Raw genomic sequence first — 24,726 nt, forward strand, 5'->3', positions numbered from 1 at the left:
CACCTCCGGGATCAGTGTCAGTTCTGAATGATCTCAACCGTATGGTTTTGTCCATCATCCTTCAGCGGTATTCTGTCATCAGGGAGGAGAACACCATCCAGCGTCACGCAATATTCTGCATCGCCGCGTGAAACACTAATCTGATAATGGCTTTCACCATATTGATATGCCATAGAAAAAGACGACCACTCATCCGGTAACCTGGCATGAACACTAAAGTCAGTGCCGGAACGTTTTATCCCCAGTAATTCCTCGGTAAGTAAACGCCAGGCCCAGGCTGCTGAACCGGTATACCAGCTCCAACCTGCACGTCCGGTATGGGGAGCGACGCTGTAGACATCAGCACTCATGACATAAGGCTCAGCTTTATAAATCCCGACAGAGTCCGCATTCAGGGTATGATTTATAGGGCTGAGCATTGACCAGAGTTGCCAGGCTCGTCCGGCATTCCCCATTCGGGCAAAGGCCATCACTGCCCAGATGGCGCCATGCGTATACTGCCCTCCGTTTTCCCGCACGCCGGGCAGGTACCCCTGTATGTAGCCCGGATTTGGACCGTGTCCGTCGAAAGGAGGCGTTAACAGTTTGATCAGCCCTCCTTCGTTATCCACAAGGTGCTTATCCAGCGCCTGCATGGCCTTTGCGCACCGTCCCGGGCTCGCGGCGCCGGACAATACAGACCAGCTCTGCGCAATCGCATCAATCCGGCAGTCCTGTGAGGTTTTCGATCCCAGGGGAGTACCATCGTCAAAATACCCGCGCCGGTACCATTCCCCATCCCAGGCGTGGGCTTCGAGATTACTTTGCAGGCGCAGAGCCTGTGAACGGCACATCGCGGCGACGCTTTCATCCAGCCTGCGCTCCGCCAGCGCTGCAAACCGCTGCAAAATGTCGTACAGGAAGAAGCCCAGCCAGACGCTTTCACCTTTGCCTTCGATACCCACCCGGTTCATCCCGTCATTCCAGTCACCAGCCCCCATCAGCGGCAGGCCATGCTCCCCGAAGCGAAGTCCATAGTGAATAGCTTTGACGCAGTGTAACCAGAGTGTCTCTTCGGTGCCGCTGATGACCGGCGTGTCATAGACAGACTCTTCACCAGGCTGAAGCGAGCGTCCCTCCAGATAAGGAATGCGTATTTCCAGTGCATCCATATCCCCCGTCGTTTCAACATAGTGGCAAACAGCAAGCGGCAGCCAAAGATAGTCATCGGAACAGCGGGTACGCACACCGTTGCCGTGTGGCGGGTGCCACCAGTGCTGCACATCCCCCTCGATAAACTGCCGTGATGCACAGAGTATTATCTGTTCACGCATCCGGTCCGGAGCAGCGTGGCTCAGAGCCAGCGTATCCTGCAGCTGATCGCGAAAACCAAATGCACCGCCAGACTGATAGTAGCCACTCCGGGCCATAAGACGGCAGGCGACCGTCTGATACAACAGCCAGCCATTAACCAGTAAATTTACGGACGTGTCTGGGGTGTTAACTACGATTTTATCGAGAACATTGTGCCAGTGATTATGAATCCGGTTCAGCTCCTGGCGGACCGTATCCTCGTTCATGTAGCGGGCCAGCGTCTCCTGAGCACAAACATCATTCTCCTCTGCGCCGAGGATAAAAATAAACGTCCTCTGGTCCCCGTCAATTAATGTAACCGCCGATTGCACCGCTCCGCAGGGATCCAGACCGGCCCCCGTCTTACCAGAAAGCTTTTGCAGTTTCATGGCCGAAGGGGCGTGAAGGGAACCATTACGGCCAATAAACTCCCGGCGATCCCCTGTCAGAGAACAGTCATTACCGCTGACGGCAAAAAATGCAGTTCGGCCGCCACCATTATCACCATAAAAGTTATTCGCAAGCACCCCGCAGCCGCCGGGCGTTCTGGCCACATGTGTCACAATGTGAGGGGCTGAGCGCGTTCGTGTTTCTCCGAGCGTCCACTCTACATAGCCTGTGACGGAAAGTTGACGTGTCCGTCCCGAAGAGTTGCTGAGCGTCAGGAGCACCAGTTTAACCGGATCTTCTTCAGCAACCAGGACCGTCAACTCGCTGTCTATACCACTCTCACGATGGGCAAAAACGCTGTAGCCAAAACCATGGCGGGTCAGGTAATCACCGTGTCCGCGAACAGGTAAAGCCGTCGGCGACCAGCACTCCCCGCTCTCTTCATCGCGCAGGTAAAATGCCTCGCCGCTGCGATCGCTCACCGGATCGTTCTCCCACGGCGTCAATCGGTATTCATGGGCATTCTCATACCAGGTATAGGCCTGCCCTGCCTCTGAGATCACACAGCCAAAACGAGAATTTGCCAGTATGTTCGACCAGGGAGCCGGTGTAAGCGCATTTTCCCGAAGGACGATCTGATACTCCCGCCCATCCTGAGAAAATCCACCGTACCCATTGAAATGGCATAACTGACTGGTATCAGGGCTCCAGCCCGTATGTTGATTACGCTCGCGCACAGCACGCGGAATGAATGCCCTTGCCGGCGATTTCAGGGTATGAATACGCTGGTTAAGCTGCTCATTAATACCCCCTGCGCGGTCATCAAGATAAAGACAGGCCACGCTCATCAAAAGCAACTTATCCTCAGCGGAGAGATGCTCACCGTTCCGGACAAAAAGCCCGCCCTTTTTATCCAGCAGACTGGCTTCAGACCCGGCATAAATTAACTCCATAATCTGATTTTGTAATCCCTGCTGGTAGCCGCCGGGGCTGTTATTCAGGATGACCAAATCAACATCCAGCCCTTTCTGTCTCCAGTAACGGTGTGCCTGAATCAGTGTGGTCACTGAGGTGATACTTTCCTCGCTGGTTATACTCAGCAGCACTATCGGCAGATCCCCTGAAATTGCCCAGCCCCACAGTCCGGACTGGCCACGCCGGTTGCGGCCGATCGCGTGGCCTTCGGCGCGCAGCTCCTGGACAGGGTAAAGCACAGCGCTGGCGAGACTATTGAACAACGTGGCATCATCTTCACTGGCGTTCATCTGGCGCAATACCACCAGACTGTGAGACCAGGCCAGTTCAAAGACGCGATCGGCGATAGGGTAATCGCGATATTTCTCCAGCAACGCCAGGCTCTGCTGACGGGTCTCGCTGATGCCATAAATGATATCAATCGTAACCGGCTGCCCCGGCTGCAGAATGATGGCGTTGCGAATTGCCAGTATCGGATCCAGCACCGAGCCCGACGTGTTGCCTAGCATCCCTCCCGTCTCTATTGCCTGTGCATTCGCAGGGTTTCTGCCACGTCCAATAAACTTTGCCCTGTCCGTTTCAAACGACACGTTATGTCGGTTATCGCCGTGCACCACCATCATGTGAAACAGGCAAGAGCCCGGTTCATCCGGTGAGCGCGGGCGCCGGTGGCAAAGAATAGCGTCACGCTCAGGAGCCAGCTCAGTCTGAATAAACAAATTGCTGAATGCCGGGTGTGCCAGATCGCTGGCATCAGGTGCCAGTACCACTTCAGCATAGGTTGTCAGCTCCAGAGAGCGAGGCTTACGACCACGATGAATCAGTGTGAGCCGTCGCAATTCAACATCATCCTCCGGAGAGATCACCACCTGAGTTTTGACGCTGAGTCCCCCTAAGCTGCGTCTGAATTCTGCCCCCGCATCGGTGAACAACACTTCCTCGTCTTGTCCGCTGGTGTAGCCTGTTGGTTGCCAGGTATTGCTCCACACATCTCCCGTCTGGGTATCACGGATGTAGCAGAATGCTCCCCAGTTATCACGGGTGGTATCACTGCGCCAGCGCGTTAGTGCAATATCATTCCAGCGACTGTAACCACCGCCGCCCGCGGTCAACATCAGATGATAATGGCCGTTGGACAGGAGTTGAATATCCGGGGCGGGGGTATCCACGCTATAGAAAATACGGGGTTCATAGCGAACAGGTTTGACCATGCCCTCATGAGATTCAAAATGACGGCGCGGACTGTACAGATCGACCGCATCCGGCACACGCTCCTGTAACAGCAGACTCGCTGACCGGAATACCGTGCTGGACATAAAGCGTTCAGTCATGGGGGCGTCAAGCAGCACATGAGCCAGCGCCTGAAATGCCATACCCTGGTGATGCGCCATCCAGGACTGTACCACCGCATAGAGCTGACCAGTTGCAAGACGTGAGGGGGTATAGTCCAGCGCTTCATAAAAACCGTATTCTCCGCGTGCACCATTTTTTTGCAGCCTGAACAGGTTCTCACAGGCTCTCTGTGGGGAAACCATCAGCGCCAGCAGCGTGGCGTAAGGAGCAACAACCATGTCATCGGCAAGTCCCCTGCGTAGACCGAGCCCCGGTACGCCAAATGCCTGATACTGATAATTATGCTGAACATCAAAAGCATGATAGCCAGACTCTGAAACACCCCATGGTACCCCGCGTTCTTTCCCCCAGTGAATCTGGCGCATAACCGCCGACTGACTCATTTCATCGAGCAGGCTGCCGGGCCAGGTGGGCATCACCAGATTCGGCATCAGATATTCAAACATGGATCCGCTCCATGACATCAGGGCAGTTTCATTATCAATCGTGGTAAACAATCGACCCAGCGCGTACCAGCTTTTAAGAGGCAGCTGATTAGTCGCAATGGCAAGAAAACTGGTCAGGCGGATTTCAGACGGCAGGAGATCGTAGTGGCTCTTGTCAGGCATATTGGTGTCACAGTTATAACCGACGCTGAGCAGACTGGTTGCTTCACTGTACAGAAAGGCGAAATCCATCCGGGCATGCTCATCCAGCCGCTGTTCCAGCTCGGTGATAATATTGAGTCGCATTCGGGCCTGCTCCGCCACTGACGCCGGAGGCGTTCCTGTACCGGTTAATGTCGGACGGGCAAGCTCACTCAGCGTCGGCAGCGTCTGTTCATTCCAGGATGCAGGCAACCAGCCAAGCAACAGAGACCACTCATGGCAAAGCTGAACCAGTTGATGCTCCAGATGTCCAGCCCAGCGCATCTGAAGAGGAGATCCCTGATGACATGCGCTGGTCAGATGGTTGCTCTGGGTGCGCATGCTTTTCAGTTCGCTGAAAAGCGCCTGCGGAGAGAGCGACACCGCGTTCAGGCAATGCTTGCGCAGCAGACTCAGGCTGTCAGGTGGGTTCTTACCCCACTGTTTTTCCAGAATATCCAGCGTATCGTTCAGTCCTGCCAGTATCTGTTGGTTGCTTAAAACAGGCTGATGACGCATGGCGGACAGGCCTGCACGCAGGGTCAATAAATGCCCGGCCATATTGCCGCTGTCGACGCTGGAGATATAGCGTGGACTGAGGGGGACCAGCGTACGGGTGTCATACCAGTTGTAGAGATGGCCCCGGTAGTGCTCCATTTGATCCATCGTGTCGAGCGTGAGCGACACGCGCCGGAGCACCTCTCCGCCAGGCAGGTAGCCAAAGTCCCATGCCGTCAGGTTAGCCATAAGTGAAAGACCAATATTGGTAGGAGAAGTTCGGTGTGCCACCGTCGGTTGTGGTATTTCCTGATAATTATCAGGCGGAAGCCAGTTCTCTTTTGCTGTGGCAAATGTTTCAAAAAAAGCCCAGATTTCACGGCTTGTCTGGCGTAACAGCTGTTTTTGTTCCTGATTAGGCGAAAAAACCTTACGCACGGGCTGGCGACTCAGCCAGCTCATCAGCAGCGGTGCCACACACCATACCAAACCGATCGGTAACGCAATCCCCAGCAGCTGTGGAGCAAATTGTCCGGTCAGTATTGTCAGCGCCACGCCACCGGCAACGTTCAGCCACATCGCCTGATAAAAACGTGCAACAGTGGGTCTGGCCTGACTGCTGTCCTGGCTGTGGCTGACCCACTGGCTGAGGTGACGCCTGCTTATCCCCAGTCGCCATAGCGTCACGGCGATCGCTTTCAGCGAATATCCGGCTTCGTGCGGCAGTATCGCAAAATTAAGGCTGATACCTGACAGACGCTTTAGCGCGCCCGCCCCCACCAGTAACAGATGCGGCTTCACGCGGCGACGCAGAGGTTTATGCAGAAGGTCATGGCTAATGCAGAGGATGGCTGGCAACAGCCATATCAGCAACAGTATGCCCAGCCAGTAAACCGGATTGGGTACCCAAAGCAGAGCGAAGAACAGCAATATCAGTAAGGAGGGGGCGACCAGACTGCGACGTAGATTATCGAGTAATTTCCAGTAAGAAAGCGCGGTCAGCGGATTCCTGACCCGGGTTCCATCGGCTTTTCTGACGCGTGGTTTTAGCCAGTTAAGCAGTTGCCAGTCACCCCGGATCCAGCGTGAACGTCGTGCAACATCCGACAGATAATTATTAGGGTACTGTTCGTACAGTAACACCTCGCTCAGCAGACCCGAACGTGCATAGCATCCTTCAAGCAGATCGTGGCTGAGTACCAGATTTTCCGGGCAGATGTTCGTAGTGGCCTGCATAAAAATATCAACATCGTAAATCCCTTTGCCCACAAACGAGCCTTCCCCAAAGAGATCCTGATAAATATCCGAAGACATCATCGAATAAGGGTTATTGCCCGGTACGCTGCTGCGCAGGGCTGCGTAACGCCCCTGACCGTTGCGTGGTATCTCCTCCGCAAGACCGGGCTGTAAAATACCGAATCCTTTGACAACCCTCTGGCGTACCGGATCATACTCAGGCGTATTCAGCGGATGCGCCATCGTCGCGACGAGTTTGTGTGCCGTATCGCGTGGGAGCACCGTATCGCTGTCCAGGGTAATGACGTATTTTATGTGACCCGGTAAAAGGTGGGCAGGCATCTCTGCAACGCTGACGAATTGCGTTCCGGGATGGCGCAACCAGCTGTTCAGTAACGCCAGTTTTCCCCGCTTGCGTTCATAGCCCATCCACGCTCCTTCCGAGGGGTTCCATTCAGGCTGGCGATGTAACAGATAAAAACGTGGTCGGCCGGAGGGGTAGCGGCGATTAAGCGCCTGCGTATCGGCGATAGCCTGTCTGAGCAGCGCGTGACTTTCCGGCGAGGGTTCATTTTCAGAATCAGCAAAATCAGTGAGCAGCGCGAACCTGAGATTTTCGTTTTCATTCCCCAACCAGCAGACTTCAAGACTGGTGAGGAGCTGGCTGAAACTTTCGTGGCTGGTCAACATGCAGGGAATGACTAACATGGTGGCACTGTCAGCGGGAATACCGGCTGAAAAATCCATCCCCGGCAAGGGTCGAGGAACGCGAAAACGGGTGGTTGCATCACTGAGCAAATCGCTCATTAACTGAGTTAATGCGATAATCAGAGGTAATATCACCGCGATCAATAGCCAGTCTGCGCCCTGCATGGCGGTTTCGTGCAATATTGCTGCGGTCGCTGCGGTTGTCAGCAACGCCAGGCTTCCAAGCCATGACAGCAGGGTTATTCTGTTGAAACTGTGCCGCAAGCGTATGAGCCTTGAGGCGTCTGCCAGGAGATGAATATCCAGCGCCTGTCGACCTTCGCCCGCAAGATAATAACCAACATGATGTTCCGGTGTATCAGGCGCTTTTTCCTCTGAAAACGCCAGCGCCTTCTCAGCAACCTCAGGCTCGCTGAGACCGCTGTCTCTGGCCAGAACCTCAACTACGTGCCGGTAATGATCCCGGGTATTGAAATGCATCCGGGGATAGATGCCGGCAGGATCATTGCGTAATGCCTGTTCGACAACGCTTATCGTTTCGGCGAAATCAGCCCAGTCCGTTTCACTCAATAAACGCAGGCCCGCGATGCTGTTACTGACGGACAGCTGGCTGGCGGCAAGCTGCTGATTGAAACTATGTATGAGAACGTCAGTGGTGATCCCCTGTTCCCGAAGGCACTGATCAACCCAGGTCAGAGGTAACGACAGCGCGTTGCCATGCCCCTGCAGGCGCCGCACCAGCTCTGCGACAAACGCACTGGTTAACGGAGGTCGGGAGCGCGCCATATCGGCAACCACCATGATTAAATCACCAGGCGCACTCTCTGCACATTCGACAATCCTTGTTATCCACGTATCAGCAAGGTTTCTGTCCTGCTGCGCTTTTATCACTTCCATACTGATACGACGAAGATTTTCAATCAGCGCAAGGCGCAGCATTCCCGGTAACGCCCAGACTTCACCCAGCGTCAGCGGCGTCACCTGTTGATAGGCAGTGAGATAGCTGGTCAGGCTGGCGGCATCCCAGCGGCCATCGCCGTGAGCAATGGCCTCTGATGCAATATGATAAATTCGTGGGCAATTCAACGGCGATACAAGCGACGGAAGACCTTTGCCAAAGCTTTTCGGCAGATGCTGGCGGACAGTGCGGATTTGTTCCTCAATCAGATAATAATTGTCCAGCAGCCATTCACCGGCGGGCATGATACTGGTCTTTTTACCCGCGTTAAGCTCATAGCAGTTTTGGGTAATGACGGCCTCATTGTCGCCAAGCCGTTTCAGAAGATAATAAGGATGCCTATCCGGTGATACTTTATGAGTCCGCGCCAGCTTCTGGCCGTAGCGTTCCATCTGGACGGTCGAAAAGAGTTCTGACCGCGGCGAGCTTTCACCGGCAGGATCGTTCGCCGAAAACGTTATGTTTTCGGCAGCATTAATCAGAATACGGGAGCGGTTAAACCACGCTCTGGGGATCATTTTCATAGCATTGCTCTGATGCGACGTTAGCGCGCAGGAGCAGTTGCGAAATCAGTTCAGAAACGTTCTCTCAGGATGGGCGTCAGGCATCAGGGATTTAACAGCTGCCGGAATCTAACATAAGTATAGGACATGAGCTCTGTTCTGCGATTTTGGTCGAGCTAGCGTCGGGAGATAAACAGAGCCTTACATCCGGGGCAAAGCATGGTTTGGTTGAGCCGGATTTTTGACAACGGTTGTACTGATTTTAAGCCACAAACAGGACAGGCAGCAGTGGCAGTAGACGCACTGCTGAAGAATTTCATTGCGTAATTGATAACAGACATAACCATTAACCTTTCAATGAATGAGCTTCACCGTACCACATGTGGTTAAGTTTTAATCTATCTATTTTGACATACTGAAAATCAGGAAAGATAAATGTTCGCAGCCACAGGCCCCCTGAAACCGTTTATCCGGCAAAACTCTATGCGGCTTCTAGGGATGAGTAATTCTGATTAGCGAGAGTTAACGGCTGAAATGTGAAGCAGAACGTCTTTTCGTCCATCAGATGGGATGATGAGGCCTTTACCACTAAGAATATCAAAGCTTTTGACAATTCCTGTCATTTTATGGGACAAGTCAATTCCTTATTGAAAACACTTAAAGACTATACATTGAAAATGGCATTCAGCCACTTTTATTTTCCCTACAGGACCTCTGGACGGCTAAAAGATAATTTGCTTATATCGATTCCCTGTGCCTTAATGAATCCCATCAGTTCGATGTACTAATGAAAGTTAGAAATTTTCCGGGCAGTTCTCATTACCAGGCGCTATCGTTGATATCCCCTCTTTTGAGTCCATACGTTTAATCTTATACGTTTACTATCAATACAATCATGTATAACGGAGTCAGTATGACCTCGAGAATTATGGGCCTGATTAAATGGTTTAACGAAGACAAAGGTTTTGGCTTCATCTCTCCTCTTGATGGCAGCAAAGATATCTTTGTCCATTTGTCTGCACTTAATGGCGACAACTTTAAAACTTTATTTGAAGGTCAGAAAGTTGAATTTGCCATTCACCGCGGAGACAAGGGTCCTGCTGCTGCAAACGTAACACTTTGCGATAAATAAATCATTGTGGGTCTGCGATAACGATGAAGGATTATTCCTGAGTAGACAGATCCATAACTTAAATCAGATGAAAGTCGTTTATTCTTAATATCTGATCAGCATATTTTTCAAAATTATGAGTATGCTAACCGATGTGATGAAGTACAGTACTACTGCATAAAAAGTCTAAAAGCACAAGCTAACCACATGTTAAATAAGAAGTGTGTATGGCTTTGACCTTAATGGCATCTGCCAGTTAATATCCATGCGAGAACAGGGTAATAGAATATGATTAAAGTCCTTGTTTTCTTTAATGCTGAATCCTGTAAAGTCATGACCGTTCTGGAAGGTATATCGTCTATCAGGCAGGAATATCCAAACGGTGAAGAAACACATCTTCGGATTATGTCTGCAGGTTTTCCTTCCTTAACTGGCGATCATGATATTGTTTACGTGGCTACTGACAGGGAGTTAACGTCACAGGAGATACTTGATGCGGCCAGGAAATATTTATAGCATTTTTGTCATGCTCTCTGCTCCACGTTTAATTGCATGCTTACCCTATTTATCAGAATCGAACAAAAAAAGAGTTAAAAACATTTATGGCCTGCTAACAGCAGGCTTTTTTTTACATTACACTTTTTTAGAAACACCTCTATAAAGAGAGAGTAATTCGCTACGCTCTGACAAAATGCAAGTGTCTCTCCCCTGCGTGCCATCTTGCCATTTGTGAAAAACCTTGCTAAGTGGCGGCGATGTCTCTCTTCATTTTAAATCTCATCAGGTGTAACTGAAGCAATAAGTTATGAGGGTATAAAAAGACTCTCCGGATGACTCCTGGCATCATAGTTTTAAGTACCTTCAAAAATGCATGGACATTTCGTAGGAGTTAGAATTTAGTTCTTGCACATTCTTCTTAGTTTTGTCTTGCGATAAGAGATTTATATCAGTAGTCTAAACCTCGTTAATAACAATATGTACCAATCGGATTAAAATGCTCATTAAGAAAAATCGGGTTGATGAGCAACCGTCGACATTGGTATTTGCTGAAATTTTAAGAGGTCTCTTTATGTCAGATGCTCTCACACAGTTGAACAATATCCGTACCTTACGTTCCCAGACTCGTGAAATGTCCTTAGATGTGCTGGAAGATGTTCTGGAAAAGTTTAAACTTATTCTTATAGAACGACGAGAAGAAGAGACATTACGTCTTGCAAATGAAAGTCAGCGCCGCGATAAACTGGAATCACTTCGTCAGATGATGCTTGATGAGGGTATCGACCCATCCGAACTTATGGCTGCTATTGGCTCTCCGGGTAAGGCTAAAAGAACGCGCTCCCCCCGCCCCGCGAAGTATCGATATACTGACGAAACTGGAGAGTCAAAAACATGGTCAGGTCAGGGGCGAATGCCGAAGCGGATCTCAAATCTGATTGCTGAAGGTGGGGAATTAAAAGATTTCGAAATCAGCTAAAAAAGAGCCGGGCATACCCGGCTCTTTTTACGGATAGTCCACAACCATCCTTAGAGGATCGTCGAGAAGCAGCTGGTTCGTAACTGGCTTCAACAAGGTGTTTCATGAAGAGTTTATGTTGCGCTATAAACTGGGTAAAGAAGGTATTAATGGTGACATTACGCAGTTGTAATGCAGCCAACACCACAGTCTTTCCTCTCATAGCATGATGCGGACGGGGTTAGTAGGCTGGAGGTCTTTAGTGAACGGCAAGCGGACGCCCTCGTAGATTAAACAGGCGTCCGATATCTTGAAGTGGACAGATTACCTAAGCCGCGTCCCCGTTTCGTCAATGACCTTCTCGCCATCCTCTTTGGTAAACGCTCCTTTCTGGCCTTCCGGTAGAATATCGAGCACTATTTCTGAAGGACGGCAAAGACGAGTGCCAAGCGGCGTAACTACAATCGGCCGATTAATCAGGATCGGATGTTGAAGCATGAAATCAATCAACTGCTCATCACTAAATTTCTCTTCATTAAGACCCAGATGTTCATAAGGCTCAACATTCTTACGCAGTAATGCACGCACCGTAATTCCCATATCTGAAATAAGTTTAATCAGCTCATCACGGGTCGGTGGCGTATCGAGATAATAAATTATCGTCGGTTCGTTGCCGCTGTTACGGATCATCTCCAGCGTGTTGCGTGAGGTGCCACAGGCCGGGTTGTGATAGATGGTAATGTTGCTCATATCAGTTTCTCATTACAAAGTGACAGAGAGCCGCCACGCCAGCGCGGCCAGAGTGACAAACAGCACCGGTACAGTCATGACAACGCCGGTACGGAAGTAATATCCCCAGGTGATAGTAATATTTTTCTGGGCAAGCACATGCAGCCACAGCAGTGTTGCCAGACTGCCAATCGGGGTGATTTTCGGGCCTAAATCGCAGCCAATCACATTGGCATAAATCATTGCCTCTTTGACGACGCCGGTCGCCGTACTCCCGTCAATCGACAACGCGCCAATCAGTACCGTCGGCATATTGTTCATCACCGATGAGAGAAATGCCGTCAGGAAGCCAGTGCCGAACGTCGCTGCCCATAACCCCTTGTCTGCCAGCAGATTCAGCATGCCAGACAGGTACTCCGTGAGCCCTGCATTGCGCAGGCCATAGACCACGAGGTACATGCCCAGCGAGAAAATAACTATCTGCCATGGCGCACCGCGCAGGACTTTCCCGGTGTTGATGGCATGGCCTCTTTTCGCCACCACAAACAGCACTGCTGCGCCAGCCGCCGCTATTGCACTGACCGGGATCCCCTGCGGCTCCAGAACAAAGAAACCAACAAGCAGCAATAACAGGACAATCCAACCCGCCCTGAAGGTTGCCGGATCCTTGATCGCACTTGCAGGCGTCTTCAGCAGCGAAACGTCATACGTTGCCGGAATATCCCTGCGGAAGAAGAGATGCAGCATGATCAGCGTGGCCGCAATCGCTGCCGCATCCACGGGGATCATAACGGAGGCGTACTGCGTAAAGCCCAGACCGAAGAAGTCCGCCGAGACGATATTAACCAGGTTAGAAACAATGAGCGGCAGGCTGGCCGTATCTGCAATAAACCCTGCAGCCATGACAAAGGCCAGTGTCGTGCCCTGGCTGAACCCCAGTGCGAGCAGCATCGCAATCACAATCGGCGTCAGGATCAGCGCGGCGCCGTCATTGGCAAACAACGCAGCAACAGCGGCACCGAGCAAGACTATCCAGGTGAAAAGCAGGCGGCCACGTCCGTTACCCCAGCGGGAGACGTGCAGTGCGGCCCATTCAAAGAAGCCGGACTCATCGAGCAGCAGGCTGATGATGATGACCGCAATAAATGCCGCTGTCGCGTTCCAGACGATATTCCAGACAACGGGAATATCAGCGATATGGATGACACCGGTTCCAAGCGCCAGCACTGCCCCGATACTCGCGCTCCAGCCAATACTCAGGCCTCTGGGTTGCCAGATCACCAGTACCAGCGTCAGTAAAAATATACTCCCTGCCAAAAGCATCTCAGACTCCGTTATATATGATTATGTAAATATGTTTACTGTCTCAGCAGGAGGTACAGGCTGATTTGTTCAGCCATTCACGTACATCCTCGCGCAGACACAGCCAGGTCGTCGTGATTGTCTCTGCTGCCCACGCCGGTATATGGGGTGACAGACGATAGTGGATCCATTTGCCTTCCCGACGGTCAAGAACCAGTTCAGCCTCGCGAAGGATAGCCATATGTCGCGAAATTTTGGGCTGTGATTGGGAGGTGACCGCGCAGATATCGCAGACGCACAGTTCACCGGACTCCCGGAGAAGCATGACGATGGCAAGCCGTGTTTCATCCGACAGGATTTTGAAAAGCTGAACAGGTTGTAGCATTTATCACTCCATTCCCTTTAGAATATACATATGGTAAATCATATGCATTGACTTTGAAATCATCTATTCTCTCCGGAGGAGAAAAATGGAACAATTTCCTGCCCTGAACACCGAATGCTTTGATCTACACATCGCTGAACGCCTGCACCTGCAGGAGCCGCCACGGATTCTAATCCTGTATGGCTCAGTAAGAGAGCGTTCGTACAGCCGCTTTTCCGAAGAAGAAGCTGGTCGCCTGCTCACGGCGATGGGCGCGGAGGTAAAACTCTTTAACCCCTCCGGTTTACCCCTGCCGGATGATGCTCCGGACACGCATCCTAAAGTCACCGAGCTACGCGGTCTGGTCAGATGGTGTGACGGGATGGTGTGGAGTTCTCCGGAACGGCACGGGGCTATGAGCGCAGTTATGAAGGCGCAGATCGACTGGATACCCTTAAGTGAAGGCGCGGTTCGTCCTTCACAGGGCAAAACACTTGCAGTGATGCAGGTCTGCGGTGGTTCGCAGTCCTTTAATGCGGTGAACCAAATGCGCATTCTGGGCCGATGGATGAGGATGTTCACTATCCCCAACCAGTCATCCATTGCTAAGGCATGGCAAGAGTTCGACGAAAACGGCCGAATGAAACCTTCGTCATGGTATGACCGTATCGTCGATGTAGCCGAGGAGCTGTTTAAAATCACTGTGCTGCTTAAGGGACAAACTGGTTATCTTGCAGATCGTTACAGCGAGAAAAAAGAGAGCTATCAGGAGCTTTCATCCCGTGTCAATCAGGACAAAATTTAACGTATGTTTTTCATGAATCCATACTGCATGAGATTAATAACATCCGCTATGGCATAAAGGAGATATCCCATCCTGTGTCAGAATATGAAAAACTACCTTAAGGTGAGCTAGTAACTCTGGTTATGACGTGGCGCTTGCGCGTCATGATGCGAAACTAATTTTGATGTTTAATGAAATCCTGGTTGCACGCAAGCTAAGCGCTTCATGCTAAATTTTAGGCGAAGGAATAACAGACGTCCTGTCCATTGCGTGTTATAACCGAGGTTGAAAATCGGCACACTGGCGGTTGAGAGGCATCGCATGAAATTTCAAATCACAAGAGCAATTGGCCTTAGTAAGTTCTCTCCACGTTGGGTTAAGGTTATCTGCTTACGGTTAATTAAAAATGATATTGAACGCTCTCTCAACGTTCTTCTGGTCAAAATCGATGAATCTGAACTCTCTACGGAGCAACTAAAAGCGTTTAGGGAATGCGTTGAAAGAATTAACCTGGCACGGGCTAAGGGAATGCAGGCGTGAGCACTTTTAATTAAGCATTTTTCAATGTTGCTTTGGTAATGATGGCTTTTATCCAAAAAATTTGGCAGGCGAATAGTAGTCTTAGCGTTTGATAAAAGGTAACCCCAAACCGTATATGCGCGGCGAGTTTGCTGCGCAAGTATCGCTGACAGGCTGGCACCAGCGGAGCTCTCGAAAGCCACATATGAGCCAATGAAGGCTGATGGGAGCACATAGGGATGAAACTGTCCGCTATGAGCGAGGAGCAGAAGTTATATTAAAAATTAATTAGCACGTTGATTTAATCACCATGAAGGATAATTAGGTTTTTTTCCTCTTAAAAGAGATACTTTGTCAATTATCTCAACAGAAGCAGTTCTATAACCCTCCTGCTGAAGTAGGTGAACTGCATAATCTCTTAATTCTTGCAAAGTGGAAAAGCCGTTACTTTCGATGAGTATTATAATTATCTTAATATACTTAAAGATTTGTTCAGAGGATTCGTTCGCGTTGACGTTAAGTTCGTAAAAATCTTTACCATCATGAACAAGCTTGTTTCTTACGTCAGTATATAACTCGTCATAAACTTCTAGGTTTTTCTTAAATTTGATTAGTGAGTTATTACATGTAAGTGCTGCAATGTAGGTCCTTTGCTTCCATCCTTTCCAGTTTGGGTCAATATTAGCAAGACCATCAAGTGCAAAGACTAGGTTTAGAAATTGTGATTCCGCGCCAATTGAATAAAAAGATTGCCTACATGCCCTAACTACGGAGCTAACTAATTTTGAAAGTTCATTTTCAACGATTCCATCGTAGATAGAAGATAAATATTGCAACCCAGGGTAATACAAGCTGTCAACCTGAGGGCCTAGCCAATTATTACTCACGGCAAGGGGTCTTGATATTCCACTTATCTTAATTGGTTTAAGATGAGTCATCTCACGAGGAATGATTTCTATATCATAAAATCCGTCAGAGCGTTGACCTGCAGGATTAGGGGTATATTCCATACGTGTAAATGAGCTGTGAGAAAATCTGACTAAATCAAGCGCATATTCAGCTATAGACAAACACATGTTTATAACATGGCTGTTATGATCAATGCTTGAATTAAGTTTTAATAAATCAACATATGGTAGGTCACAGTTAAACTGTATATACGAACCATCTTGCTCTGATAATCGCTTATGTGACTCTTCATCAAATTGTCTTCCGCAATAAAAAATATACTTTCCGATCTCGATGGTTTCCTGAATGAAAATCTTCTCAATCGGCACAATAACTATGCACTCCATATTTTTGTTTTTACCCTCTAATTCAGCTAATTCTAGGTTAGAGCTTCTTGATTTAGCTAACTCTATTTCTACCCACTCAAAGCATATTGAGAAGTCTTCTAGAATTTCGATACTGCTTTTTTGATAACTATCCTTGGTGTATTTAAATGTAATGCCATCTCCTTCAGGATAGGCACTGGCCCAATATCCCATATCTCTTAACTTTTTTAGAGATGTTGAGATATCGTCGACTTTATTAATAAAATCCTCTTTTCGCCATAAAACATTGCCAGTGTAGTTTTCGTACGGTGGTATTAAACGAGCTTTCATATAACTTCCTTATTATCCAAGAGGATGTGACTGAAATTTTTATCAGACTTATCTACAATAATATAAATTGACATGAAAAATCTACTCAACAATTAACCGTTATGATTTGCTTGCGACGACTAAAACATGCCGATGGGTCGCATCCGCTCCTGGCACTAAGCGGACATCTTTTAGTTCTGCGCTGCAGAAGTCCGTTTACGTGTTAATCTAAAATTCAAAGTAATTTCAGATAGATATCATCTCTGTGAATCCCCCGCCTTCCTGACTGAAACGCGGGGTTTTTTAATTTTTCACGCTGAGACTACTGTATGAATAAACCTGACGGCCTCCAGGCCTTTGAACAACCGCTTGCGTCGCTTCCGCGCACACTTCGCAAGCTTATTCTTGAACGTATCCAGAACCTGACCCATTACGAGCCGGTGATTGGAATCATGGGCAAAAGTGGTACAGGTAAATCCTCTCTCTGCAACGAACTTTTCCAGGGCGAGGTGTCCCCGGTGAGTGATGTGAACGCCTGTACTCGCGACGTACTGCGCTTCCGGTTGCGCAGCGGTCGTCACAGTCTGGTGATTGTCGATTTACCGGGTGTAGGTGAAAACGGGCGACGGGATCATGAGTACCGGGCCCTGTACCGTCAAATGCTGCCGGAGCTGGACCTGGTGCTGTGGGTCATTAAGGCCGATGATCGGGCACTGACCGTGGACGAGCAGTTCTGGCTCGGTGTGATGCAACCTTACAGGCAAGAGGTACTGTTTGTGATTAACCAGGCCGACAAAATCGAACCCTGTTATGAATGGGATACCCTCACCAGCAAACCTTCAACACACCAACAGGGAAATCTTAAAGCGAAGCAGGCTGCGATTATGGCGATGTTTAAACCGCATCATCCGGTCTGTGCGGTGTCCGCCAGCACTGGATGGGGCATTGAGGATATGGTGGCAACCATGATGCGCTGTCTGCCTGACCGCGCCACCAGCCCGGTGGTGACACAACTGCACGGGAGACTCTGCACAGAGCCGGTAAAGTCGCAGGCCCGTGACAGTTTCGGTGACGCTGTGGGCCGTGTTTTCGATACGGCTGAGTCATCGTCATTGCTGCCTGCGCCATTGAAAACGGTGATTCGTACCGTGCATGATGCGGTGGTGTCGGTCGCACGGGCCGTCTGGGACTGGATATTCTTCTGATATCGCAATTTTCTCTGCGAATGATGAACTGGTTGTTAATGATGTGTTGATTGTGGACACGTCCTTTCCACTGCGTTTTATCATCAATTAAATCAGGCGAAGCATCATTATCTGTCAGACGAGCGCCCACAAGGCTGGACTGCTCATAAAAAATAGTTCCGATGTTGTCCATACCCTGTCCACTCCTTCCTTTAAAGTAATCATCATTAATTCATAGAGTTAACTTCTCAGGAGAAATTTTTCATGACGCTTCAGGAGCGGCGACATGACCGGCTTGCCGTCAGGTTGTCGTTGATTATCAGCCGTCTGGTGTCCGGTGAAACTCTGTTTATTCGCAAACTGGCAACTGAATTCGGGGTGTCAGAGCGCACGTTACGTCGTGACTTTCGGGAACGTCTGATGTATCTCGACCTGGATTATTACCAGGGGCAGTGCAGTCTGCGCTCAGATATTCACAGTACGCGGCAGGAAATAGATATTCTGACCTTTGCTCACCGCACGGGGTTGGCCGGGGTTTTCCCGGGCTTTGACCGGCGACTGGTCAGCAGCCTGCTGGACTGTGATGAGCGACCTTGTCTGGTATGGCATCAGGACAGACCTCATCCCCCGGCAGGAAAGCTCTGCTTCTACAGGCTGGTCAGAGCTATTTCGGGATGTCAGCGCATCACCATTCTGACTGAAGGGAAGCGTCATGAGGCCGTTGCACCTTACCGGCTAATCGCCCTGGATGGTTACTGGTATCTGGTCGCTGAACATAACAGGCAATTACGTGTCTTCCGGTTGGATGAGATTCATCTGGTAAGGCCATCCCGGGAAACATTTATTCGCAGTGAGCTTCTCCATCAGCTGTCGGAGGACAAACATTTTATCTTAGCCTTACCTCATTTCCGTTTTATTCAACAGTCGCTGAATTCATTTTCTCCATCAGAAAGTCGGGGGCAATCCGGACAAACTGATTAGAGATGGTCTCCATAATTAAATGTAAGGTTAATGCAATGAAAAAATTGAACTTATTGTCTTTACTGCCAGTCATGTTGTTCCCCTTACTTATCGCAGGTAATGCTCACGCAGCACGTCCTTATAGCGGGTTCCTGCCTGCGGCAGTGAATAATAAGAGTGGGAATATATTCTGGTGCGATGCCCACCGTCAGGTCAGAAAACTGTGTACAGCGACGGAAGTGGATTCAATGGGATGGTTTATTGTTGTTCGCTCGAAACCTTCCAGAGATTGTCCGGGTGGCATATGGGGGTGGATCACTCCCAGTAAAGACGGTGTAGCAACAGGCTATACGATTACGCCAGATAAAGAATTCAATCTCACCATGAAGGATATGTGCAGTCCGGATATGAAAGTAACGTTCCGCACGAATAAAAAGGACCCTCGTTATGACGATCTCGTCGGGATTTATGCCGGGAAAGAAGCGTTTCGCTACAAACAAATAAAATGACCCAGCTGTTTATTCATTACTTTATTGTTTTGAACAACAAAAGCTTTATTACATGATTTGAGGACAACATTATGCGATTGCCTTACGTAATATTTACAGCAGCTATACTGGCTTCTGTATCAACAGCACAGGCTATTCCCAATATGTGGACAAGTGGTTTTGGGATGGGCGTGACCGAATATATCATTACCAGCCCGGAGAAGGTGGTGTTTAATCTGAACTGTACTGGCAATCCGGATGCGCAGAATATTCTGCAACACGGTGTTGATCTCACCCTGCCTGATGGAACATCAGTAAGTTCTCACGACGACGGGACAGAAATAACGGTCGTCATGGATAACAGTCAGTATCCGTTACCGTCATTCCTCGGCTGGCGAAACGGTGACAATGCCTGGGTGTCATTTATTGACGCGCTGGGTCATTCGTCTAATTTCGATGTTTACGTCAACAATAACAAAGTTGGCACCTTCAGTCCGGGGCTGAAGAATACGCAGAAAGAATTGTCTGACCTCAGTGGCTGCAGAACCACCCATTACAGCGATTAATCCTTCACATTTCAGTTCTCTACAGCCCGCAACACACCAACACCAGATACCAACAGGCCATGCTCCTTCGGGAACATGGCCTTTTTGTTTTTATTTCATTATCAGATAAGGAGTTAGCCATGCGATTAGCCAGCCGCTTTGGCCGTATAAACCAGATACGCCGTGACCGGCCTCTGACCCATGAAGAGCTGATGAGCCATGTCCCCAGCGTGTTCGGAAGTGACAAGCATGAATCTCGTTCAGACCGTTACACCTACATCCCTACCATTACCATTCTCGAAAGCCTGCAGCGTGAAGGCTTTGAGCCGTTCTTTGCCTGCCAGACGAAGGTCCGTGACCTGAGCAAGCGGGAGCACACCAAACACATGCTTCGCCTGCGTCGTGCCGGTCAACTGACCGGGCATCAGGTACCGGAAATCATTTTGCTCAACAGTCATGACGGCTCCTCGAGCTATCAGATGCTTCCGGGACTGTTTCGTGGCGTCTGTACCAACGGCCTGGTCTGCGGTCAGTCATTCGGCGAAGTGCGGGTACCGCATAAAGGTAATGTCGTCGAGAAGGTGATTGAAGGGGCTTACGAAGTGCTCGGTGTGTTTGACCGGGTGGAGGAGAAGCGCGATGCAATGCAGTCACTGGCACTGCCAGAACCAGCCCGTAACGTCCTGGCGAATGCCGCGCTGAAGTATCGCTTTGGTGAAGACCACCAGCCGGTCACGGTATCGCAGTTGCTGACCCCTCGTCGCCGGGAGGATTACAGCGACGACCTGTGGACCGTCTATCAGAGGGTACAGGAGAACCTGATGAAAGGAGGTCTGTCAGGGCGAACCGCACAGGGGAAAAGCAGCCGCACCCGTGCTGTTACCGGCATTGACGGCGATGTGAAGCTCAATCGCGCCCTGTGGGTAATGGCAGAAAACATGCTCGATTTTTTCGGGCGTTAAACAACCCTTCCGGCATAAGGAGATAGTTTAATGAATACACAAAATCATCAGTTCGCGAAGCATACTGCAATTACTGCCTCATTGGTCCCGGACGAGTTACGCATCGGCTTCTGGCCGCAGCACTTTGGTTCCATCCCACAATGGATAACCCTTGAACCCCGCATTTTCGCCTGGATGGAGCGGCTGTGTGCCGATTACCACGGTGGTATCTGGCGCTTTTCGACGCTCAGCAACGGCGGCGCTTTTATGGCTCCCGAGTCAGAGCACGATGAGAAGTGGACATTGTTCAACAGCATGAACGGCAATGGCGCAGAGCTTACCAGTGAAGCTGCAGGGATGGTCGCCTGTCTGATGGCTTACAACCACCACGCCTGTCGCACCGAGTGTGACGCGATGACTGAACACTATTATCTCTTACGCGACTACGCGCTAATCCATCCGGAATGCAGCGCCATTATGCATCTCATCGACTGAGGAATACCTGACATGAATACCGCATTATCCCCGGTGTCAACGCAGCCTGAACTCTCTCCACTGATTATGGCCCCGCATGGTTATTTGCTCCCTGCGACCGCCGGATTAACCCCCTATGCCCAACGCACCATTCGCCGCGCTATCAATCTACTGGATAAATATCTGCGTCAGCCCGGGAAATCCTTTACCTCCAGTACTGCTGCTCGTGACTGGCTTCGGCTACAGCTGGCCGGACAGGAGCGGGAAGTGTTTATGGTGCTCTATCTCGATAACCAGCACCGTTTACTGGAGAGTGAAACACTATTTGCCGGTTCGATTAACCATGTCCAGGTCCATCCCCGCGAGGTAGTGAAGTCAGCGCTTCGCTCCAATGCTGCAGCTGTCGTCCTCGCACACAACCATCCTTCCGGCGATCCTGAGCCCAGTCAATGTGACCGCAACATTACGGGTAGGCTTAAAGAAGCGTTAGCACTGGTTGATGTGAACACGCTCGATCATCTGATCATCGGCTCAGAGGGCATTGTGTCGTTTGCTGAGCGAGGCTGGATATGAAAATCATCAGTAAACGCCAGGCAATGGCTTTGTACCGACAGCATCCAGGCTCCCGGCTGTTTCGCTTCTGTACCGGCAAATATAAATGGTCCGGCAGTATCTGCCATTATGCTGGCCGGGAAGTTCAGGACATACGCGGTGTTTTGGCAGTGTTTGCTGAGCGCCGTCAGGATCGCAATGGTCCCTATGTCATTCTTCGAAGTGTCACTCTCAATTAATCCTTCCATTTAATCAGGAACAATAATGAACAATCACTCAGAATCCGGTACCAAACCGGAGAATATTACCTGCCAACAGTGGGGACTAAAGCGCACGATCACACCCTGTTTTGGCGCTCGTCTGGTACATGAAGGCAACCGCCTGCATTTTCTTGCTGACCGGGCCGGGTTTAACGGTGCTTTCCGCGACAAGGATGCGTTGCGCCTGGACCAGGCTTTTCCCCTGATACTCAAACAATTGGAACTAATGCTGACCAGCGGCGAGCTCAATCCGCAGTATAAGCACTGCGTCACGCTATATCATAATGGGCTCACTTGCGAAGCTGACACACTTGGTAGTTGCGGCTACGTATACATCGCCGTTTACCCAACTCAACGCTAATTAAATACACGAGATCAAAAATGAAATTTCTACCTGCAAGAAACATGCGGGCGGCGAAGCCATGTCTTTCGCCCGTTCCCGTCTGGCAAATGCTACTTAAACACCTGCTGGAGCAACACTATGGTTTGACCCTGAACGATACGCCGTTCTGTGATGAAACTGTTATACAGGAACATATCGATGCCGGTATCACTCTGGTTAATGTCGTTAACTTTTTGGTGGAGAAATATGAGTTGGTTCGGATCGATCGCAAAGGTTTTACCTCACAGGAGCAAGCATCATATTTGACCGTGAAAGACATACTTCATGCCATAAGAGCTTGCGGACTGATGACTCGTTTTTCTTACCGGGAAGTAAGTAATATAGTTCTTAGCCGATCGCGGTAGTGAGAAAGACTTCAGGAGCCGAGAGGATTTGCACGGTCTGTGAACAAATTGGTGATATTGGCGACTCGGTGAAAGGCTCATCGAGTCGCATGAAAAACAAGGTGGGGGCACAAAAGGGGGCATTTATAAAGATGAAACAAGAAAATGTATATACTTATCAATGGTTATATAGGTTGTGTTATGTTCCTATTATCGGCACTCACACAACAAAATCCTTTAAAATAATGACTTGAGACGATTTTCGATCTCAAGGTACAGTCTTTTTTTAAGGGATTCTATGACCAACAGTTGCAGCTATGGTTAACAGTGGCTATTCAGGGATGTTAGCACGTAGCGGCCTGTAGTTGTAAAGCTCGAACAGGTATAAAGCGTGAATAGTCCCCACGAACCGCTATCAACTCGAAGCTGATGACGCTGCCAACGTCTTTAATCAATCCCACAACTTTTAACCGTTCCACACTTAGCGCGGTGTCCCGTAACAGCCTGTCGTGATGACACGCCACGGATAAACGAGCGAATGTTGGGAAGCCTAACCAGTCCGGGAAAGGGGCTGGCTCTGCCGTGGTGTTCACCGAGCCATAAATGATCGGTACTCGATAAGAGAGCGGTTAACTGATAAGCAACTGATGATACGCCTTCGGCGCTGGATGTTGGTATGCCCAACACGGCGCTAAATGGTTTGTATTGTCCTTAATTTGAACTACGCTACTTCTAACTACACACACTAAAGGATAAAAAGATGGAGAAAGATCATTTTAAGGCTTCTGCACAGTATGATGATTGGAAAGGCAGTGTTGCGGCAGATGGTGCGGATCAAGAGGATTTTAGCGATTTTTTGAGAGATAAAGGGCTTCTGAAAGATGGGGAGATTGTTAAAGCCATCTCTTTTTACTCTGGTCAGCGATACCTAAGTGTTAACGCATATATCACTGATGATGAATATGGCTTACGAAAAGTAAGAGTTGATATGACGCTCGATGAATTTTTTAAAACATTCAAACGTTTTTCGATTAAGATTTCCCGGAAAGGCGAGCTTGATAACCAGGATATTGAGTATTACGAAAAAGAATAATGTTAAATGGAGATGGTTATGAGTTATGCTGTTGATATATACAAAGATTCTATATTTTCAGAACTGCTAATTAGTATCAGGGTTGAAAAAGAATACTTTGGACGTATGGATTATTTCCTACGGGAAGTTGTTAGCCAATTGGAAGCTAAAGGCATCATTCAAGATAGGAAAAATGATGATCTCCATAGTTTAATATTGGTTGACGCAATAGGATTTCAAACCGAGGAACCTATCAAAGGTGAAGTTACAAAGAAACCCGCCGGATCTAATGAAGAAATACCTATAGTAACATATGTTTCAAAATTCAGCCTTGGCATACCAGAGAGCTTAAGGAAGTAACTATCCCCCCTATGCCAAAACCTTTGGCATAGGGGGCTTATGACATTACTTCTTAATATCACCAGTGCATTGATATTCAATAGTCACGAGTGTTTGCATACAGCCAGAAGAAGACGGCTGTGAGCACTGAGAAGTAAATCCACCAAAAGGTTCTGCACCAGAATAACCCCACGCTGCGCAACGTGCTTTAGCTGCGGTCATGCCTTGTGATGGGTCAACTACCGGGCTTTCAAACATTCCATACGAATAGCTCATACGGACAGTACCATCAGATTTGCTACCGCCAGTCGGAACAAGTTGTTTTTTAGTGGCACAACCAGATAGCACTAGTGTTGAAGCCAGTAATACCAGTAAACCTTTGCGCATTAGATCACCCTAAAGAATGAGTTATTATAGTTGTTTCAAAGAGTTTCTAATATTAAGGTATTTTTAATTCAATTTTAAGGGTATTCTTATTTCCATTGATCACAATAATTGGTAGTTGCTTGCTGTAAGCGTGGTTTTTACTTTCCTGAATCCTTCGTATTGAAGTTTTTCACTGATGGGCAATGCTTGCTGTTCGTTTTGTACACAAAATCGTAGATAGAATTAGAATAACGGCATAGCGTCCCGTTGGCTGTCTCGGTCTGCTCGGTCAGTTGCAACGTGATCCTTCCCGCCTGTGCCGTCAGCGGCAGCAGTGCCACAACACATAGTAAAATTTTCTTCATTTCCACAACCTACCCCGTGGGTGTCCCGTC

The 24,726-nt window shown here is 49.2% G+C and carries 25 protein-coding genes and 1 pseudogene; 17 read left to right on the plus strand and 9 right to left on the minus strand.

The window, feature by feature from the left end; genetic code table 11:
• Positions 1–17 precede the first annotated feature (17 nt).
• The 3 genes and pseudogenes from ABLV12_RS06280 to cspF form a co-directional block, all read right to left on the minus strand.
• Complete coding sequence (locus ABLV12_RS06280) at positions 18–8,600, minus strand: glucoamylase family protein (RefSeq protein WP_142471943.1); 8,583 nt, start codon at positions 8,598–8,600, stop codon at positions 18–20.
• Between the two features lie 155 nt (positions 8,601–8,755).
• Positions 8,756–8,926 carry a YnfU family zinc-binding protein gene (locus ABLV12_RS06285; protein ID WP_305955329.1) on the minus strand — a complete coding sequence of 57 codons (171 nt, stop codon included), beginning with the start codon at positions 8,924–8,926 and terminating at the stop codon, positions 8,756–8,758.
• A gap of 75 nt (positions 8,927–9,001) precedes the next feature.
• Positions 9,002–9,214: pseudogene (gene cspF, locus ABLV12_RS06290) on the minus strand (cold shock-like protein CspF).
• Positions 9,215–9,492: 278 nt separating this feature from the next.
• Between cspF and ABLV12_RS06295 the strand changes: the two are divergent.
• From ABLV12_RS06295 to ABLV12_RS06305, 3 genes are all read left to right on the plus strand, one after another.
• Positions 9,493–9,711 carry a cold shock domain-containing protein gene (locus ABLV12_RS06295; protein ID WP_142471944.1) on the plus strand — a complete coding sequence of 73 codons (219 nt, stop codon included), beginning with the start codon at positions 9,493–9,495 and terminating at the stop codon, positions 9,709–9,711.
• Positions 9,712–9,978: 267 nt separating this feature from the next.
• Positions 9,979–10,206 carry a hypothetical protein gene (locus tag ABLV12_RS06300; protein WP_086533269.1) on the plus strand — a complete coding sequence of 76 codons (228 nt, stop codon included), beginning with the start codon at positions 9,979–9,981 and terminating at the stop codon, positions 10,204–10,206.
• 553 nt (positions 10,207–10,759) lie between these two features.
• Positions 10,760–11,164 (plus strand): H-NS family nucleoid-associated regulatory protein, encoded by a 405-nt coding sequence (locus ABLV12_RS06305; protein WP_043017490.1) that lies wholly within the window; start codon positions 10,760–10,762, stop codon positions 11,162–11,164.
• A gap of 303 nt (positions 11,165–11,467) precedes the next feature.
• On the opposite strand, the gene arsC is transcribed toward ABLV12_RS06305, so the two are convergent.
• Genes arsC through ABLV12_RS06320 form a run of 3 tightly spaced genes read right to left on the minus strand, consistent with a single transcriptional unit; the run spans position 11,468 to position 13,559 of the window.
• On the minus strand, positions 11,468–11,893 hold the full coding sequence (gene arsC, locus ABLV12_RS06310; RefSeq protein WP_142471945.1) for a glutaredoxin-dependent arsenate reductase: 426 nt from the start codon (positions 11,891–11,893) through the stop codon (positions 11,468–11,470).
• A gap of 12 nt (positions 11,894–11,905) precedes the next feature.
• The gene (locus tag ABLV12_RS06315; RefSeq protein ID WP_023329310.1) at positions 11,906–13,195 is read right to left on the minus strand and encodes an arsenic transporter; all 1,290 of its coding nucleotides are present in this window, start codon (positions 13,193–13,195) and stop codon (positions 11,906–11,908) included.
• Positions 13,196–13,238: 43 nt separating this feature from the next.
• Complete coding sequence (locus ABLV12_RS06320; protein ID WP_142471946.1) at positions 13,239–13,559, minus strand: transcriptional regulator; 321 nt, start codon at positions 13,557–13,559, stop codon at positions 13,239–13,241.
• An 85-nt stretch (positions 13,560–13,644) separates the two neighbouring features.
• Between ABLV12_RS06320 and arsH the strand changes: the two genes are divergently transcribed.
• The gene (gene arsH / locus ABLV12_RS06325; protein WP_142471947.1) at positions 13,645–14,343 is read left to right on the plus strand and encodes an arsenical resistance protein ArsH; all 699 of its coding nucleotides are present in this window, start codon (positions 13,645–13,647) and stop codon (positions 14,341–14,343) included.
• Between the two features lie 300 nt (positions 14,344–14,643).
• Positions 14,644–14,862, plus strand: coding sequence for a hypothetical protein (locus tag ABLV12_RS06330; protein ID WP_142471948.1), 219 nt, complete (start codon positions 14,644–14,646; stop codon positions 14,860–14,862).
• 284 nt (positions 14,863–15,146) lie between these two features.
• On the opposite strand, the gene ABLV12_RS06335 is transcribed toward ABLV12_RS06330, so the two are convergent.
• Entirely contained in the window at positions 15,147–16,445 is a 1,299-nt protein-coding gene (locus tag ABLV12_RS06335) for a hypothetical protein (RefSeq protein ID WP_348866918.1), read from the minus strand.
• A 308-nt stretch (positions 16,446–16,753) separates the two neighbouring features.
• On the opposite strand from ABLV12_RS06335, the gene ABLV12_RS06340 reads away from it, so the two are divergent.
• The 12 genes from ABLV12_RS06340 to ABLV12_RS06395 all read left to right on the plus strand — a co-directional run bounded on the left by ABLV12_RS06340 (position 16,754) and on the right by ABLV12_RS06395 (position 23,986).
• Positions 16,754–17,629 carry a GTPase family protein gene (locus ABLV12_RS06340; RefSeq protein ID WP_348866919.1) on the plus strand — a complete coding sequence of 292 codons (876 nt, stop codon included), beginning with the start codon at positions 16,754–16,756 and terminating at the stop codon, positions 17,627–17,629.
• Between the two features lie 243 nt (positions 17,630–17,872).
• On the plus strand, positions 17,873–18,589 hold the full coding sequence (locus tag ABLV12_RS06345; RefSeq protein WP_170726018.1) for a WYL domain-containing protein: 717 nt from the start codon (positions 17,873–17,875) through the stop codon (positions 18,587–18,589).
• A gap of 35 nt (positions 18,590–18,624) precedes the next feature.
• Positions 18,625–19,077 (plus strand): hypothetical protein, encoded by a 453-nt coding sequence (locus ABLV12_RS06350; RefSeq protein WP_170726020.1) that lies wholly within the window; start codon positions 18,625–18,627, stop codon positions 19,075–19,077.
• A 71-nt stretch (positions 19,078–19,148) separates the two neighbouring features.
• The gene (locus tag ABLV12_RS06355) at positions 19,149–19,622 is read left to right on the plus strand and encodes a hypothetical protein (RefSeq protein ID WP_348866920.1); all 474 of its coding nucleotides are present in this window, start codon (positions 19,149–19,151) and stop codon (positions 19,620–19,622) included.
• 119 nt (positions 19,623–19,741) lie between these two features.
• The gene (locus ABLV12_RS06360; RefSeq protein ID WP_170726022.1) at positions 19,742–20,563 is read left to right on the plus strand and encodes a DUF932 domain-containing protein; all 822 of its coding nucleotides are present in this window, start codon (positions 19,742–19,744) and stop codon (positions 20,561–20,563) included.
• Positions 20,564–20,593: 30 nt separating this feature from the next.
• Positions 20,594–21,037: an antirestriction protein gene (locus ABLV12_RS06365; RefSeq protein WP_142472407.1), complete on the plus strand. Its 444-nt coding sequence runs from the start codon at positions 20,594–20,596 to the stop codon at positions 21,035–21,037.
• Positions 21,038–21,049: 12 nt separating this feature from the next.
• The gene (gene radC, locus ABLV12_RS06370) at positions 21,050–21,589 is read left to right on the plus strand and encodes a DNA repair protein RadC (RefSeq protein WP_142472408.1); all 540 of its coding nucleotides are present in this window, start codon (positions 21,050–21,052) and stop codon (positions 21,587–21,589) included.
• Entirely contained in the window at positions 21,586–21,807 is a 222-nt protein-coding gene (locus ABLV12_RS06375; RefSeq protein WP_032680445.1) for a DUF987 domain-containing protein, read from the plus strand. Before radC ends, ABLV12_RS06375 begins: the two co-directional genes overlap by 4 nt.
• Positions 21,808–21,832: 25 nt before the next feature.
• Positions 21,833–22,189: a type IV toxin-antitoxin system YeeU family antitoxin gene (locus tag ABLV12_RS06380; protein ID WP_063955256.1), complete on the plus strand. Its 357-nt coding sequence runs from the start codon at positions 21,833–21,835 to the stop codon at positions 22,187–22,189.
• Positions 22,190–22,209: 20 nt separating this feature from the next.
• Positions 22,210–22,575, plus strand: a complete 366-nt coding sequence (locus ABLV12_RS06385) for a TA system toxin CbtA family protein (RefSeq protein WP_142472409.1) — start codon at positions 22,210–22,212, stop codon at positions 22,573–22,575.
• A gap of 739 nt (positions 22,576–23,314) precedes the next feature.
• The gene (locus ABLV12_RS06390) at positions 23,315–23,647 is read left to right on the plus strand and encodes a hypothetical protein (protein ID WP_109217463.1); all 333 of its coding nucleotides are present in this window, start codon (positions 23,315–23,317) and stop codon (positions 23,645–23,647) included.
• Positions 23,648–23,665: 18 nt separating this feature from the next.
• Entirely contained in the window at positions 23,666–23,986 is a 321-nt protein-coding gene (locus ABLV12_RS06395) for a hypothetical protein (protein ID WP_136846722.1), read from the plus strand.
• Between the two features lie 45 nt (positions 23,987–24,031).
• Here ABLV12_RS06395 and yecR read toward each other — a convergent pair whose 3' ends face one another.
• Together yecR and ABLV12_RS06405 are read right to left on the minus strand one after the other, a co-directional pair.
• Positions 24,032–24,352: a YecR family lipoprotein gene (gene yecR, locus ABLV12_RS06400; protein ID WP_075206124.1), complete on the minus strand. Its 321-nt coding sequence runs from the start codon at positions 24,350–24,352 to the stop codon at positions 24,032–24,034.
• A 137-nt stretch (positions 24,353–24,489) separates the two neighbouring features.
• Positions 24,490–24,696, minus strand: a complete 207-nt coding sequence (locus ABLV12_RS06405) for a hypothetical protein (protein ID WP_348866935.1) — start codon at positions 24,694–24,696, stop codon at positions 24,490–24,492.
• Between the last annotated feature and the right edge of the window lie 30 nt (positions 24,697–24,726).

The organism is Klebsiella sp. CN_Kp100 (assembly GCF_040065315.1).
GTDB classification, from domain to species: domain Bacteria; phylum Pseudomonadota; class Gammaproteobacteria; order Enterobacterales; family Enterobacteriaceae; genus Klebsiella; species Klebsiella oxytoca.